The sequence below is a fragment of the Fodinibacter luteus genome (assembly GCF_039541575.1).
In the GTDB taxonomy this organism is placed as follows: Bacteria; Actinomycetota; Actinomycetes; order Actinomycetales; family Dermatophilaceae; genus Fodinibacter; species Fodinibacter luteus.
Genome location: NZ_BAABGM010000013.1, coordinates 180,326 through 194,175, shown reverse-complemented (window position 1 = coordinate 194,175; position 13,850 = coordinate 180,326). Strand labels below are relative to the sequence as shown.

Here is a 13,850-nt window from a genome sequence, read left to right as displayed (position 1 = left end):
CCGTGGGCGAACGGCAGGTGTGTCACCGACGTGACCTGCGCAATTCGGTGGTGCGCACCCTTCTCACGGCCCGACCGAGGCCCTAGGGTGGGCTCCGCCGTACACCCTCAAGGAGACATCTATGACCACAACCCGTCGGCGCGTCCTCGGCGCCGGTATCGCGGCCACCGCGATCGCAGCCCTCGTCGCGGGCACCCCCGCCCTCGCCGCGGAGGGCAAGAAGCCCGCCGCGACGGGCAACCCCAACTTCACGGCGGTGCAGCTGCTGTCGTTCAACGACTACCACGGGCACATCGAGGCCACGGATGGGCCGCTGTCCAAGACGCAGGACCCGTCACAGAAGGCGGTCGGAGGTGCCGAGTACCTGTCGAGCGCGCTCGACGCGCTGAGGGGATCGGCACCGCAGGGCCAGTCGCTGACCGTGGCCGCGGGTGACCTCATCGGGGGGTCGACCTTCCTGTCCGGGATCTTCCACGACGAGCCGTCGGTCGAGACCTTGAACGCGATGCGCCTCGACGTCAGCAGTGTCGGCAACCATGAGTTCGACGAGGGTACCGACGAGCTCCTGCGGATGCAGGACGGCGGGTGCCACCCCGTGGACGGCTGCTACTTCCCCGACGACCCTTACGCGGGCGCGGACTTCCAGTGGCTGGCTGCCAACGTCGTCAAGAAGGACGGCACGGGCACCCTCCTTCCCGGAACGTCCGTCAAGGAGGTCGGCGGCGTCGAGATCGGCTTCATCGGGATGACACTCGAGGCCACCCCGACCTTGGTCAACCCCGCGGGCGTGGCGTCCGTGGAGTTCGAGGACGAGGTCGAGACGGCCAACGCGCAGGCGGCGCTGCTCAGGGCGCAGGGTGTGGAGGCGATCGTCGTCCTCCTGCACGAGGGCGGCTACCAGTCCGGTAACTTCGACCAGTGCAAGGGCCTGTCGGGCCCCGTGGCCACGATCGCCGCGCAGATGACGCCTGATGTCGACGCCCTGGTCACAGGCCACACGCACCAGCCGTATGTCTGCTCGGTTCCCGACCCGGAAGGCAACCCCCGCCTCGTCACGAGTGCGGCGTCCTACGGCAGGGTCGTCACCGAGACCAAGCTCGTCATCGACAAGAGCACCGGTGACGTCGTACGCAACCGCACCTCGGCCCAGAACCACCTCGTCACCAGGGACAAGCTGACGCCGGATCCCGCTCAGACGGCCATCCTGGAGAAGTGGAGCACCCTTGGCGCTGCCAAGGCGGCCGAGGTGGTCGGCAGCAACAGCGAGGACATCACCGGTGACGCGAGTGGCGATCGTGGTGTCGAGACACCCATGGCCGACCTCCTGGCGGACGCCATTCTCTGGGGCACCGAGGCCCCTGAGAACGGCGGAGCGCAGATCTCCTTCATGAACGTGGGTGGTGTGCGGGCCAGCTTCCTGCTCGAGCCGAAGTACGCCGAGGCCCCGGGTGAGATCACCTACGCCGAGGCCTACGACGTCGCCCCGTTCGGGAACCTCCTCGTCTCCATGGACCTCACGGGAGCGCAGATCGAGGAAATCCTCGAGCAGCAGTACCAGCCTGTAGAGGCACGTGGCAGCCGCCCGATGCTGGCGCTCGGTGTGTCCGAGGGCTTCACGTACGAGTGGGACGCCACACAGCCCGAGGGCAGCAGGGTCGTCCCCAACTCCATGCAGCTGGATGGTGTCCCGGTGGATCCGGCCGCGACGTACCGGGTGTCTACCTTGAACTTCCTCGCCAACGGCGGGGACCTGTTCACTGGCTTCACCGAGGGAACGAACATCCTCGGTGGGTCCGAGGACCTGGCCAACCTTGTCGCCTACCTCAAGGTGAACCCCGGCTTGACCGCGCCGGAGGACCGCATCGCCGGGCTCTGACAGGCAACGACACAGCGCCGCGGAGCGAGCGAGGGCCGCACCCCACCCGGGGTGCGGCCCTCGCCGCGTTCTCCTTGCTCCCGCAGCGTCCGGCACCCTGGGGGCTGGGGGCACCAACCTGCCGGACGTCCCGCGGGGGTGGCCCGCAGCGTCCGGCACCTTGGGGGTTGGGGGCATCGAGCTGCCGGACGTCCTGCGGGGGTGGTCCGCAGCGTCCGGCGCCTTGGGGGTTGGGGGCACCAACCTGCCGGACGCTGTGACCGACATACAGTGACGCCATGCCGAGCCACGTCCCCCCCACCCCGGAGCGCCGACCCCACGTGCGCGAGCACCACGGCGACCGCTTCGAGGACCCCTACGCGTGGATGCGTGACCTCGAGGACCCCGCGCTGCTCGCCCACCTCGAGGCGGAGAACGCCCACGCCGAGGCCCGCACCGCGCACCTCGCGCCCCTGCGCAACGCGATCTTCGAGGAGATCCGCTCACGGGTCAAGGAGACCGACCTCTCGGTGCCCGTCGCGAGCGGCCCGTGGTGGTACTACTCGCGCACCGTCGAGGGCCGGCAGTACGCCGCCCAGGTGCGTGCCCCCCTCACCGACCCCGCGGTGCGGCCCGACCCGGAGGCCGAGGCCGTGTCGGGGGAGCAGGTCGTCCTCGACGGCAACGTCGAGGCGGGCGACAGCGAGTTCTTCTCGCTCGGGGCGCTCACCGTGAGTGCCGACCACCGCCTCGTCGCCTTCGCCGTCGACACGGAGGGGGACGAGCGCTTCGACCTCACGGTCCGGGTCGTCGCGACGGGCGAGGTGCTCGACACGGCGCTCACCGGCATCGGCTACGGGGTCGAGCTGAGCCGCGACGGCCGCTTCGTCTTCTACACCCGGCTCGACGACGCGTGGCGCCCGCACCAGCTGTGGCGGCACCGGGTCGGGGGCGACCCCGCCGACGACGTCCTCGTGCACCAGGAGGACGACGAGCGGTTCTGGATGGGCGTGTCCGCCAGCCGCGACGAGCGCTGGCTGCTCCTCGGCCTCGGCTCGAAGACGACGTCGGAGGTGCACCTCCTCGATGCGGACGACCCCGAGGGGGAGTGGCGCGTCGTCGCCCCGCGCCGCGAGGGGGTCGAGTACGACGTCGAACCGGCCGGCGACCGCCTGCTCGTCGTCCACAACACCGACACGCCGGACGCGGACCTGGCGTGGGCACCGCTCGACGCGACGAGCCATGAGCAGTGGATGCCGTGGCTCGCCTCGGGCGAGGGCGAGCGGTTCGTGTCGGTCGACGCCTTCGACACGGCATCCGTGCTGTCGCTGCGCACCGGCGGTCTCACCGCGCTGCGGGTGCTACCCCGCGACCCGGCGAGCCCGACGGGCCACGGCGACCCGTGGGACGTCGAGGTCGACCAGGCGGTGCACTCGATCGGGCTCGGCGACAACCCCGAACCGGGCCAGGTCGCAGTCCAGGTCGTCGTCGAGTCGTGGGCGAGCCCGCGCACCGTCCTCGACGTGGACCTCACGACCCGCGAGCGCACCGTGCTCAAGGTGCAGCCGGTGCTCGGAGACTTCGACGCGGCCAACTACACAGAGCGGCGGGAGTGGGCCACGGCATCCGACGGCACGCGGATCCCGGTGTCGGTCGTGCACCGGGTCGGTGTCGAGCCCGACGGCGGCAACCCGGGTCTGCTCACGGCGTACGGGTCCTACGAGATCTCCTCCGACCCCTACTTCTCGGTGGCGCGGCTCAGCCTGCTCGACCGGGGGGTCGTGTTCGCCGTGGCCCACGTTCGCGGTGGCGGGGAGATGGGTCGCGGCTGGTACGACGACGGCAAGCTGCTCGCGAAGCCGAACACCTTCACCGACACGCTCACCTGCGTCGACCACCTCGTCGCGGCCGGGTGGTTCGCGGCCGACCGCGTCGGCCTCGAAGGCGGTTCTGCCGGTGGGCTGCTCGTCGGCGCCGTGCTCAACCTGGCTCCCGAGCGTTTCAGGGTGGCCCACGCCGCCGTGCCCTTCGTCGACGCACTGACGACGATGCTCCAGCCCGAGCTCCCCCTCACCGTCGGGGAGTGGGAGGAGTGGGGCAACCCCCTCGCGGACCCCGAGGTCTACGCGGCGATGCGCGCGTACGCCCCCTACGAGAACCTGCGCGCTGCTGTCTACCCGGCGGTGCTCGCGACGTCGAGCCTGCATGACACGAGGGTGTACGTCACCGAGCCCGCCAAGTGGGTCACCCGGCTGCGGGAGACGGTGACGAGCGACCTCGTCGAGCGGCCGGTGCTGCTGCGCACCGAGATCGCGGCCGGGCACGGGGGACGCAGCGGTCGGTATGCCGCGTGGGAGCAGATCGCGTGGGAGTGGGCCTTCGTGCTCGACCAGCTCGGCGCGACCGAGCGGGTCGACGGCTGACCCCGGCGCGCTGCCGTCGCCGGGGTCAGCGGGTCAGCCGGTTCGCCGCCGGCCTAGCGGGTGAACAGGATGGGGCACGGACTGCGGCCCATGAGGCGCAGCGCCGTCGAGCCGACGTGCAGCCCCGGGAACCCTCCGGAGCCGCGGCTGCCGACGACGAGGAGGGCGGCGCCCTGGGCCCGCTCGAGGAGGGCGCTCACCGGCTCGGCCTGGAGGACCTCGTAGTCGACCTTGACGTGCGGGTGCTCGGCGCGCCGGGCCGTGAGGGCCGCCTCGACGGTGCGCTGGAGCTCGGCCTCGTAGGCGCTCCAGCTCGAGTCGCTCGCGAGGGTGGGGTCGGCCGCGCTGCGCGCCTCCCAGGCGTGGACGACGGCCAGGGCGCCGTTGCCGCGTGCGGCCTCGTCGAACGCGGCGGCGAGGGCCCGCAGGGACGGCTTCGAACCGTCGACGCCGACCACGACGGAGGCGTCCTCGGACGCGGGGTCGGTGTTCTCGTGGCCGACGACGAGCACGGGGCATCGGGCGTGCGTCACGACCTGCATCGCGACGGCGCCGACACTGGCGCGGCTGAAGACGCCGTGGCCCATGGCGCCGACGACGACGAGGGCGGCGGTGCGGGCGGCATCCACGAGCGCCTGGCTGGCGTAGCCCTCACGGATCGACGTCGTGACGGTGAGCGTCGGGTCGACAACGTGGGCCCGGGCGACGCCGTCGGCGACGAGTCGGTGGGCGTGAGTCGACACGACCGCCGAGCCGTCGGAGAGCTCGCCGAACCCCAGCATGGGCAGGTCGGCCGCGAAGGCGTGCAGCACGTGCAGGGGGAGCCCGCGGGCGCTCGCGACCTGCGCGGCACGGGTGACGGCCGCCATGGAGAGAGGGGATCCGTCGACCCCGACGACGACTCGTGGTGCACCCATCTGGGTTCCTCCGATCGCGAGTGGTCCGCGGCGGGCGGCTCGTCGTGACCGTCGGCTGCGAGGTCGCCCGTCGTCGTGGGGGGCGGCGCTCCCCACACCCTGACCGTGGCACGGCGGGGCACCCGACGCAAGGGCGCCGGTCACACGACGCGCGGCGAGTGCGGAAGTGGTTGCCCCGGCGACCGGTTCCGCTCTCTCGGCGGGCCGGGGGGAGCGGCATAGGGTGTCGGCCATGACGCTCATCGCCATCGAGTGGGACGACACCGCAGGGCGCGGCGGCCGCGGCGCAGTCCGCCTCCTCGACCAGACCCAGCTGCCCGGGACGACGGCCTACCGCAGCATCGACACGACGAGCGACCTCGTCGTCGCGATCGCCGAGCTCGCCGTCCGCGGGGCGCCCGCGCTGGGTGTGGCGGGGGCGCTCGGCGTCGTGCTCGCGATGGACGAGGGGGCTCACGAGGGCTGGGACGACACGCGGGTGCAGGCGGCGATCGACCGGGTCCGCCACGCGCGACCGACCGCGGTCAACCTCGCGTGGGGCGTGGACCAGGTTCGCGCGCTCGTGCCCCAGGGGCGCGACGTCGTGCTCGAGGCCGCGCGCCGGGTCGCCACCGACGACGAGGCCGCCAACCGCGAGCTGTCGCGCCTCGGCGCCGACTGGCTGCTCTCCCGAATCGACCGGGCACGGCTGCGGGTGCTCACCCACTGCAACACCGGCTCGCTCGCGACCTCGGCGTGGGGGACCGCGCTCGGGGTCATCCGCGAGCTTCACGCACGCGACCGGCTCGAGCTCGTCTACGCCGACGAGACCCGCCCGCTGCTCCAGGGCTCGCGGCTCACGGCGTTCGAGCTCGCCGCCGACGGCATCCCCCATTGGGTGCAGGCCGACGGTGCCGCGGCCTCGACGATCCTGCGCGGCCTCGTCGACCTCGCGGTCGTCGGGGCCGACCGGATCGCCGCCAACGGCGACGCCGCGAACAAGATCGGCACGCTCGGCGTGGCGCTCGCCTGCCACGATGCCGGCATCCCGTTCATGGTCGCCGCGCCGTGGTCGACGGTCGACCTGTCGATGGCCGACGGTTCGGGCATCGAGATCGAGGAGCGCTCGGGCGAGGAGGTCACGGTGCTCGCCGGGGTGCGCCTGGCCCCGGAGGTGTCGCCGGGGTTCAACCCGGCGTTCGACGTCACCCCGGCACGGCTCGTCGATGCCGTCGCGACCGAGCGCGGTGTGGCCGAGCCGCGCCGTGGGATCGACCTGAATTCCCTCTCCTGACCTCACCGGGCGCCAGGCCGGCTCAACGTGGGCCGATCGTCCAGCACTCGGAAGGCCATTCCTTCATCAGCTCAGTATGAAGGTATGATCTTCATATGGCTCGAGTGAAGAACAAGGCTTCACAATGTGTCCTCATCGGGGACGTCGTCGGCTCCCGGGGGTCTGCGGACCGGCACGCCCTGCACCGGGCGCTCGAGGACGGGCTCGCCGGCGTCGATGCCGCGGTCCCGGCGATCGCCGGGCTGCGGGTCACCGTCGGGGACGAGTTCCAGGCGTCGTACGCCAGCCTCGGCGACGCGCTCGAGGCCGCCCTGCGGGTGCGACTGGCGCTCTTGCCGGAGGTCGACACCCGCATCGGCGTCGGCCGCGGGCCGGTGACGACCCTCGACGCCGAGCGCGGGATCGAGGACGGGCCGGGCTGGTGGGCCGCCCGCGATGCGATCGAGGCCGCCGAGGAGGCCGCAGACCGCCCGGCGACCCGCCACCTGCGTACCACCTACCGGGTCGCGCCCGACGCCGGAGGCGCCTCCGCGGCAGGCGCCTCGTCCGAGGACGCCATCAACGCCGCCCTGCTGTGTCGGGACCATCTGGTTGGCTCGATGTCGGAACGCTCGATCCGGCTGCTGAGGGGGCTCATGGAACCGCACACGACCCAGGGTGAGCTGGCCGCTCGCGAAGGCATCAGCGCCTCGGCCGTGTCCCAGCGCGTGCGCGCCGACGGCATCGGTGCGGTGCTCGCCGCCCAGGCACTGCTCCGGGGGCTCGCGTGACGTGGCTCGCGGTGTGGCTCGTCGGGGTCGGTGTCGCCGACCTCACCCGGGCGGCGTCGGGGTACTCCCGTGGCCGTTGGCCGGTGGTCGCGGGGACCGCTGGCGTGGCGGTGCCGGCGGTGCTCGCCGGGCTCACCGCACCCGTGGACGTCGTCGTGCTCGCCACCTCGCTCGTCGCGCTCGGGCTGTGGGTGCGGTTCTCCGCCCAGGCCCTCGTGACCGGCACGGGCCACGGGCCGGCCCTCGCGGCGCTGGCCCTCGGCGGCACGTGGCTCGTCGGGCTCTCCGGGTGGGCGACGCCCGCCGGGGGAGTCCTCGCCCGCTGGCTGGCCTGGGCCGACCCGCCGCTGCTCGACGAGGCGACCGACCCCGGCGCGGTCCTCCTCGTCCTCGGGCTACTCCTCGTCAACCTCACGACCGCGAACCTCGTCGTGCGTCTCGTGCTGCTCGCGGTCGGCGCCATGCGGCCGGTCCGACCGCTCGAGGCCGACACCGGCCCGCAGCCGTCCGACCAGCTGCGCGGGGGACGCCTCCTCGGCCCGATGGAGCGCGTGCTCATCCTGGGGCTCGGGCTCGCCGGCCAGCTCACCGCCGCCGGTCTCGTCATCGCCGCGAAGGGGCTCATCCGCTTCCCCGAGCTGCAGGCCAAGCGCGACGACCGCTCGAGCGTCGACGGAGTGGGCATCGACGCCGTCACCGAGTACTTCCTCGTCGGGTCGTTCGTGTCCTGGCTGATCGCGCTCACCAGCCTCGCCCTCACGCGCTGACGATGCTGTCCTTCCACTGCGCCGGGAAGTCCGAGGTGCGGTCCCCCGCGAGGAGCAGCCGGTACGTCATCGCCGCCGCCTCCTCGAGGTTGAGCGCCCGTCGCAGGGCCATCGACACGGTGTCGCCGAGTGCCGAGCAGCCGTGGTGCGCGAGCACGACCGCGTCGTGGTCGCTCGCGGCCTGCGCGGCGGCATCCGCGATCTCCTGCGAGCCCGCCGGGAGGAACGGCACCCGACCCGCGCTGCCGAGGTAGAACTGGTGGTCCAGCGTCGTGAACCGGATCGCGACGCCGAGCATGTCGACGAGCAGGACGTGCTGCGGGTGCAGGTGGACGACGGCGTTGACGTCCGGACGCACGGCGTACGTGCGCTGGTGCAGCTTCCACTCCACCGACGCCCGGGCCGCGCCGCCGACGTGCTCCCCGTCGAGGGTCAGCTCGGCGAGGTCGCCGGGGGTGAGCCGGTCCAGCCAGGTGCCGGACCCGGTGACGAGGAACCGGTCGGTCCCCGGCAGCCGCACCGACAGGTTGCCCCCGCTGGCCTGCACGAGGCCGCGGGCGACGACGTGGCGGCCGGCGTCCAGCAGCTCGTCGATGAGGGTTTCGCGCTCGCTCGTCATGGCCCGATTCTCGCGCAAGCCCGACCCGCGAGGGCCGGCGTCCCGACGCTCACGCCGCTACGGAGACACCGACGCCTCAGGGCGGTCCGGAGTCTCGAGGGGCTCACGTCGGTCCGGACACGCCGACGGCGCCCGCGGGTGCGGGCGCCGTCAGTGGACCGGGAGGTGTCAGGAGGCGGCGGACTCCCCGTGCGCCTCGCTCTCGATGGTCTGGTGACCAGAGGTGTGGCTCACCGAGATCTTGCGCGGCTTGGCCTCCTCGGCGACCGGGATGGTCAGAGTGAGGACACCGTCGGAGTAGTCGGCCGAGATGCGGTCGGACGCGACGCCGTAGCCCAGGGTGAGCTGCCGGGCGAAGGTGCCCGACAGGCGCTCGTGCGAGAGCCACTGGACGTCGCCGTCGGGCTGCTCACGCCGCTCGGCGCGGATGGTGAGGGTGCGGTCCTCGACATCGACGTCGATCGTCGACGGGTCGACGCCCGGCAGGTCGATCGCGGCGACGAAGTGGTCGCCCGTCCGGTAGAGGTCCATCGGCATGGCGGCCGACGCCGGGGTGCGCAGGGCGCCGGAGAGCATGCGGTCGATGTCGCGGAAGGGGTCGAAGGTGGTGGCCATGGTGTGTTCCTCCGTGGTGCGGGGGCAGGTGCCCTGATGTACATGAGTGGGAACGGCTCAACTTTACCCCTTGTTCCCGACTCAATGCCAACTCCGAGAACGTCGGGGTCGCCCGCCCCGGAACCGGGTCGGCTGCTGGCACCGTTGGTGGGGTGACGGCTTCCGACGAGGGGCCGCGGAGCGAGGAGACGACAGATGGGCTTTCTCGACCGGTTGCTGGGGCGCACCCCGACCGAGCAGCAACGCCAGTCCGGATCCGCGTGGACCCACGGGTCGGCCCCAGCGCGTGGATCCGCCCCACCGCCTCCTGGGTCGAGCGAGGACGAGCGGGCCGTGGCGCGCTACCGCTACCTCCTGCGCACCGCGCCGCCCGAGCAGCTCGAGGCCCTGCACGCCGAGGCCTTCGCACGCCTGACCCCGGAGCAACGCCAACAGCTGCTGCGCGAGCTGTCCGCCGCGGCACCGGGAGAGGCCGGATCGTCGAGCGAGCCGGCCGACCTGGCCCGAGCAGCAACCCGAGCCGAGATGCGTTCTCCCGGCACGCTGCAGGGCACGTTCTCACGCGGCTCCTTCGGCGGGCCGGGGATGGGTGGCATGGTCGCGGGGTCGATGATGGGCACGATCGCCGGGGTCGTCGTCGGCTCCGCCATCGCGAACATGATGTTCGGCGGCTACGCGGACAGCCCCGAGGCGCAGGAGGCGGGCGACACGGGTGGCGACGTCGGCGGCGACACCGGTGGCGACGTCGGGGCCGATGCCGGCTACGCGGACTCCTCGGGCGGAGACGCCGGGGGGGACTGGGCCGGTGGTGACGGCGGCTGGGGCGGCGGCGGCGACTGGGGCGGTGGCGGCGACTTCGGGGGTGGTGACTTCGGCGGGTTCTGACGGGCTCGGCAACCACCATCCCGCGGCGACGGACACCCCCGGCGTCACGTCGGGTAGGCCCGCCAGCCGCGGCCGCGGTGCCAGCCGACGAGGGGCGACCCTCGCCACGCGGTCGTCAGCCACACCGTGCCCAGTCCCTCGGGCACGTCCGGGTCTGCGTCGGGCAGTGACTCGACGGGCCCCGTGAGGGGCAGGTACACGGCATCCGGCAGGCCCCCCTCGCCGACGCCGATGAACAGGTGCCGTTCGTCGACCCCGCGGGCGGCGACCACCTTGGTGGCTCGGCGTGCCACGTGGGCCACCGTGAGCAGGTCGGACACCGCCCGCGGCAGGAGTGAGAGATCTGCATCGATCTGTCCCGCAGCGTGGTTCGAGGTCACCGTGATGCCGCGTGGTCGGCGCCCGTCGTGCTCGAACGCGGCGGGGTGGCCGTGCAGCCTCGAGGCGGACTCGTGTGCGAGCCAGCCGAGCTCGGGGTCGCTCTCGAGCACCTCGGCCGGGAGCGCAGACGGTGACGTGACGTCGTGGGCCTCGCACAGCGTGATCGTGCGCTCGTAGGCCGCGCGCACCCTCGCGAGCTCCGATCCGACCACCTCGGCCGTCCACCACCACCGTCCCGGGTTGGGCCACGTGTAGCGCTCGCGCCCGAGCAGCGCGGAGCTGCGGCGGGCCTGCGTTCCCGCGTGGGTCGTGACCTCGACGGCCGCGGTTCGACCCCCGGGCAGGACGAGGTCGAGGTCGTGGGCGCCCTGGCGGATGCCGATGTCGTGGGCGCGGGCGGCGCCGCCGGTCGCACGCTCGAGCAGGACGGCGGCGAACCGCTCGTCCTGGCGCAGCCCGTCGAGGCGTCGTGGGTCACTCCCCATGGGGGAAGGCTAGGCGCCCGCGGGGACGGTTTCGGGGTGCCACCGCGCGAGGCGGCCCCGGTCAGCCGAACCGGCGCTTGAACTCCGTCGCCAGTGTCTCGCCGGCCGCGCCGACGAGGGCGCCGACGACCGGGTTGACGACGAGGGCCGTCACGGCGCCCGCGAACTTCGGTGCGTACTTGACGAACCAGTCGCGCACGTACTCCATCGTCGACAGCTCGGGCTTCTCGGCGGTGATCGCCGCCTCGAGCTCGTCGAGCTTCTCGGCCGCCGCGTCCGGGGTGTCGGGGTCGGCGAGGACCTCCCCCCGCAAGGTCGCGAACTGCTGGAACAGCGACGCGAGCTCGGCCTCGCTCGGCCCCTGCGACGACACGGTCGTGCTCGTCTGGCTGACGGTGCCGCCGATGGCGACCTGGCCACCGCTCACGTTGCTCACGGTGCCACGCACCGAGGTCCGAGCCTCTTCCTCACCCATGGTCTGTTCTCCTTCGTCGTCGTGCGGTGTCGGGATCAGGGTTCTGCCCGGCTCACCTCAGGTGACCGTCGAGAAGGTCAGGGTGACCGCGCCGCCGCAGTCGAGCTCGGCGTCGGGCGGGGGGGACTGGTCGATGACGAGCTCGGATGCCTGACCGTCCTCGACCGGGTCGAGCTGGGCGGTGAACCCTGCCCTCTCCACCTGGCTGCGGGCGGCATCCACCGTCATCCCGACGACGTTCGGGACGGTGCACGGCCCGCTGATGACCTTGATCGTCCGCGGGTCACCGGGTCGACCGGCGCTGCCGGTCGCCTGGACGAAGGACTCGAGGACGACGGACCCCTCGGAGACTCCGCGCAGCGTGACCTTCACGTCGGCGGTCTTCCTGACCGGCACGCCCTCGAGGTCACAGCTGAGCCCCTCGGGGATGGTCGTGCAGCGCGGCCGGCCTTCCACGATGTCCGCAGCTTCGCCGGACAACCCCACCGTCAAGGTGCCACCCTCACTCGGGCCGATGTCACGGCTGTCCAGGGGCCGGTTCTGCACCCGGACCGTGAACGCGCGTTCCTCGCCCACGACGAGCTCGTCGCTCTCACGGTCCAGGGTGAACGCGACGAGGTTCGGGGCCCCCTCGACGGGGGTCGGGGTCGGGGTGCCCGTGCCGGTCGTCGGAGGCGTCGTGGTGGGAGCGACCGTGCCCGTGGGAGCGGCCGTCTCCTCGTCCGACCCGCCGCGCGAGGCGAAGGCCACGACGGCTCCCACGACGAGGCCGATGACGACGAGCAGGGCGGCCGCCGCACCGAGCACCCGTCCCCACCGGATCGGGACCGGCTCCGGCGGAAGGGGTTCGGGAGGGACCGGCTCCGGAAGCGGGGGACTCGGTGGCTCCGGAGGCGGGGCCGGAGGGGTGCGTGTCGACCGGTCGACCACGGGGATGACCGTCGTCATGGCGTCGTCGACGACGGCGAGCTCGTGGTCGAAGAAGCGCCGGCTCGCCGTGTCCCCCAGGGCGTCGGCGGCTGAACGCCCGGCCTCCAGGGTGTCCCGCCAGGCCGACCACCGTCCGGCGAGCGCGAGGGGCTGCTGTGCCGCGGCGGCGAGCGCCACGGCATCCTCCCACCGACGGTCCCGGTCGGCCTGCCGCAGCGCGCTGGCGATCGTGGGGATCTCGCCCGCGACCTCCTCCGGGACCGCTCGCTCGCGCACCCACGCGGTGAGGACGACCGCGGCGCGCCGGCGCTCCTCCGGGGAGGCCGCCATGTGGTCGCGGGCCCGCCACCCCTGCAGGTCGTCGCCCTGCACGATGCCGCGCCGGCTGAGCTCGTGGAGGGTCGAACCGGCATCCGCGTGCCCGGAGAAGGCGGCGACCGGCCCGGCACCGACCGGTGCGTCGAAGGCTGCGAGGGCGGCGAGCACGGCATCCTCCTGGACGGACACCGAGCGCAGCACGGCGACGAGCAGGTCCTCGGGCTGCGCGTCGACGCCGAAGCCGCGGGCCACCGAGACCAGGTCGCCGTCGTCGGCTCGCACGAGGGAGGCGAACCGCACGAGCTCGAGTGGCGTGCCGTGCAGCACCTCGCTGACCCGGGTGCCGACGTCGCGCTCGCGCTCGCTCAGCTCGCGGCCCACCGCCGCCGCGATGAGCTCGACACCCTCGTCGGTGGTGAGGCCTGCGAGCGCGACGCCCTCGACCCCGTCGAACACGCGCTGCTCCGTGCCGGCGAGGAGGAGCAGGGACGAGGGGAGCTCCTCGCGCAGCGCGTCGATGTCGTCCCGGCCGAGGCTCGTGTCGTCGAGGACGACGAGGAGGCGCAGGTCGCACAGCGCGCTCGTGAGCTCCTCGCGCCGCGGCACGACCCGGCGGGACCCGACGTAGCAGGTGTCGTAGACGTAGGCGAGGGTGTCCGCCGTCCCGAGCCGGGCCGGGATGGCGATGACGCCGTCCGGTGTCGTCTCGGGAAGGGGGGCGTTGGATGCCGCGCGCAGCAGGGCGGTCTTGCCGATCCCGCCGGGGCCGTGCACCTCCACCGACCGGCCGGCGGCGAGTGCGGTCCGGACCCGTCGGAGCTCCGCCGTGCGCGCGACGAGCCCGGGGAAGGCCGGGGGCGGGCGCAGGACGGGCGGTGGACGCCGGACCACCTCGACGTCGGAGTCGGCGTTGATGACGACGTACGAGCCCTGCGCGGCGTCGATCTGGAAGACCCGTCCGCCCACCGCGACCTGGCCGCCGCTGACGTCGCTGACCTGTCCGTGGACCTCGGTCGTCGAGCCCGGGTCGGCGACCGGCGGGGTCGCCTCACCGGTGGCCACGCGAGCGGCCTCCCCGGCACCGCGACCGCGGGTCCGGCCCGCGACGGCTCGCACGCTCACACATCTGAACCTCCG

At 73.1% G+C, this 13,850-nt stretch carries 12 protein-coding genes; 6 read left to right on the top strand and 6 right to left on the bottom strand.

What is annotated here, in order from left to right; translation table 11 throughout:
* Nucleotides 1-121: 121 nt before the first annotated feature.
* Both ABD899_RS10620 and ABD899_RS10615 read left to right on the top strand, forming a co-directional pair.
* Entirely contained in the window at nt 122-1,876 is a 1,755-nt protein-coding gene (locus ABD899_RS10620) for a bifunctional metallophosphatase/5'-nucleotidase (RefSeq protein ID WP_345205566.1), read from the top strand.
* Nucleotides 1,877-2,154: 278 nt separating this feature from the next.
* On the top strand, nt 2,155-4,278 hold the full coding sequence (locus tag ABD899_RS10615) for a S9 family peptidase (RefSeq protein ID WP_345205564.1): 2,124 nt from the start codon (nt 2,155-2,157) through the stop codon (nt 4,276-4,278).
* Nucleotides 4,279-4,331: 53 nt separating this feature from the next.
* Here ABD899_RS10615 and ABD899_RS10610 read toward each other — a convergent pair whose 3' ends face one another.
* A complete protein-coding gene (locus ABD899_RS10610; RefSeq protein ID WP_345205562.1) occupies nt 4,332-5,195 on the bottom strand; it encodes a universal stress protein in 864 nt (287 codons plus the stop codon).
* 232 nt (nt 5,196-5,427) lie between these two features.
* On the opposite strand from ABD899_RS10610, the gene mtnA reads away from it, so the two are divergent.
* The 3 genes from mtnA (at nt 5,428) to ABD899_RS10595 (ending at nt 8,005) form a co-directional block, all read left to right on the top strand.
* Nucleotides 5,428-6,468 (top strand): S-methyl-5-thioribose-1-phosphate isomerase, encoded by a 1,041-nt coding sequence (mtnA, locus tag ABD899_RS10605; protein ID WP_345205559.1) that lies wholly within the window; start codon nt 5,428-5,430, stop codon nt 6,466-6,468.
* Between the two features lie 95 nt (nt 6,469-6,563).
* Entirely contained in the window at nt 6,564-7,238 is a 675-nt protein-coding gene (locus ABD899_RS10600; RefSeq protein ID WP_345205557.1) for a SatD family protein, read from the top strand.
* Nucleotides 7,235-8,005, top strand: a complete 771-nt coding sequence (locus ABD899_RS10595) for a hypothetical protein (RefSeq protein ID WP_345205555.1) — start codon at nt 7,235-7,237, stop codon at nt 8,003-8,005. Before ABD899_RS10600 ends, ABD899_RS10595 begins: the two co-directional genes overlap by 4 nt.
* Here ABD899_RS10595 and ABD899_RS10590 read toward each other — a convergent pair.
* Both ABD899_RS10590 and ABD899_RS10585 read right to left on the bottom strand, forming a co-directional pair.
* A complete protein-coding gene (locus ABD899_RS10590; protein ID WP_345205553.1) occupies nt 7,995-8,624 on the bottom strand; it encodes a class II aldolase/adducin family protein in 630 nt (209 codons plus the stop codon). The genes ABD899_RS10595 and ABD899_RS10590 overlap by 11 nt on opposite strands.
* A 168-nt stretch (nt 8,625-8,792) precedes the next feature.
* Entirely contained in the window at nt 8,793-9,239 is a 447-nt protein-coding gene (locus ABD899_RS10585; protein ID WP_345205551.1) for an Hsp20/alpha crystallin family protein, read from the bottom strand.
* 333 nt (nt 9,240-9,572) lie between these two features.
* On the opposite strand from ABD899_RS10585, the gene ABD899_RS10580 reads away from it, so the two are divergent.
* Complete coding sequence (locus ABD899_RS10580; RefSeq protein ID WP_345205548.1) at nt 9,573-10,124, top strand: hypothetical protein; 552 nt, start codon at nt 9,573-9,575, stop codon at nt 10,122-10,124.
* Between the two features lie 44 nt (nt 10,125-10,168).
* Here the strand turns inward: ABD899_RS10580 and ABD899_RS10575 are convergent, their stop codons facing one another.
* The 3 genes from ABD899_RS10575 to ABD899_RS10565 all read right to left on the bottom strand — a co-directional run bounded on the left by ABD899_RS10575 (nt 10,169) and on the right by ABD899_RS10565 (nt 13,835).
* On the bottom strand, nt 10,169-10,990 hold the full coding sequence (locus tag ABD899_RS10575) for a hypothetical protein (protein WP_345205546.1): 822 nt from the start codon (nt 10,988-10,990) through the stop codon (nt 10,169-10,171).
* Between the two features lie 61 nt (nt 10,991-11,051).
* A complete protein-coding gene (locus ABD899_RS10570; RefSeq protein ID WP_345205544.1) occupies nt 11,052-11,465 on the bottom strand; it encodes a hypothetical protein in 414 nt (137 codons plus the stop codon).
* Between the two features lie 57 nt (nt 11,466-11,522).
* A complete protein-coding gene (locus tag ABD899_RS10565) occupies nt 11,523-13,835 on the bottom strand; it encodes a PASTA domain-containing protein (protein ID WP_345205541.1) in 2,313 nt (770 codons plus the stop codon).
* Nucleotides 13,836-13,850 lie beyond the last annotated feature (15 nt).

Excerpts from the sequence above, each read along its gene's own strand:
- ABD899_RS10615 (WP_345205564.1), top strand. The coding sequence starts at position 2,155 with ATGCCGAGCCACGTCCCCCCCACCCCGGAGCGCCGACCCCACGTGCGC.
- ABD899_RS10610 (WP_345205562.1), bottom strand. The coding sequence starts at position 5,195 with ATGGGTGCACCACGAGTCGTCGTCGGGGTCGACGGATCCCCTCTCTCC.
- ABD899_RS10585 (WP_345205551.1), bottom strand. The coding sequence starts at position 9,239 with ATGGCCACCACCTTCGACCCCTTCCGCGACATCGACCGCATGCTCTCC.
- ABD899_RS10600 (WP_345205557.1), top strand. The coding sequence starts at position 6,564 with ATGGCTCGAGTGAAGAACAAGGCTTCACAATGTGTCCTCATCGGGGAC.
- ABD899_RS10620 (WP_345205566.1), top strand. The coding sequence starts at position 122 with ATGACCACAACCCGTCGGCGCGTCCTCGGCGCCGGTATCGCGGCCACC.
- ABD899_RS10570 (WP_345205544.1), bottom strand. The coding sequence starts at position 11,465 with ATGGGTGAGGAAGAGGCTCGGACCTCGGTGCGTGGCACCGTGAGCAAC.
- mtnA (WP_345205559.1), top strand. The coding sequence starts at position 5,428 with ATGACGCTCATCGCCATCGAGTGGGACGACACCGCAGGGCGCGGCGGC.
- ABD899_RS10575 (WP_345205546.1), bottom strand. The coding sequence starts at position 10,990 with ATGGGGAGTGACCCACGACGCCTCGACGGGCTGCGCCAGGACGAGCGG.
- ABD899_RS10590 (WP_345205553.1), bottom strand. The coding sequence starts at position 8,624 with ATGACGAGCGAGCGCGAAACCCTCATCGACGAGCTGCTGGACGCCGGC.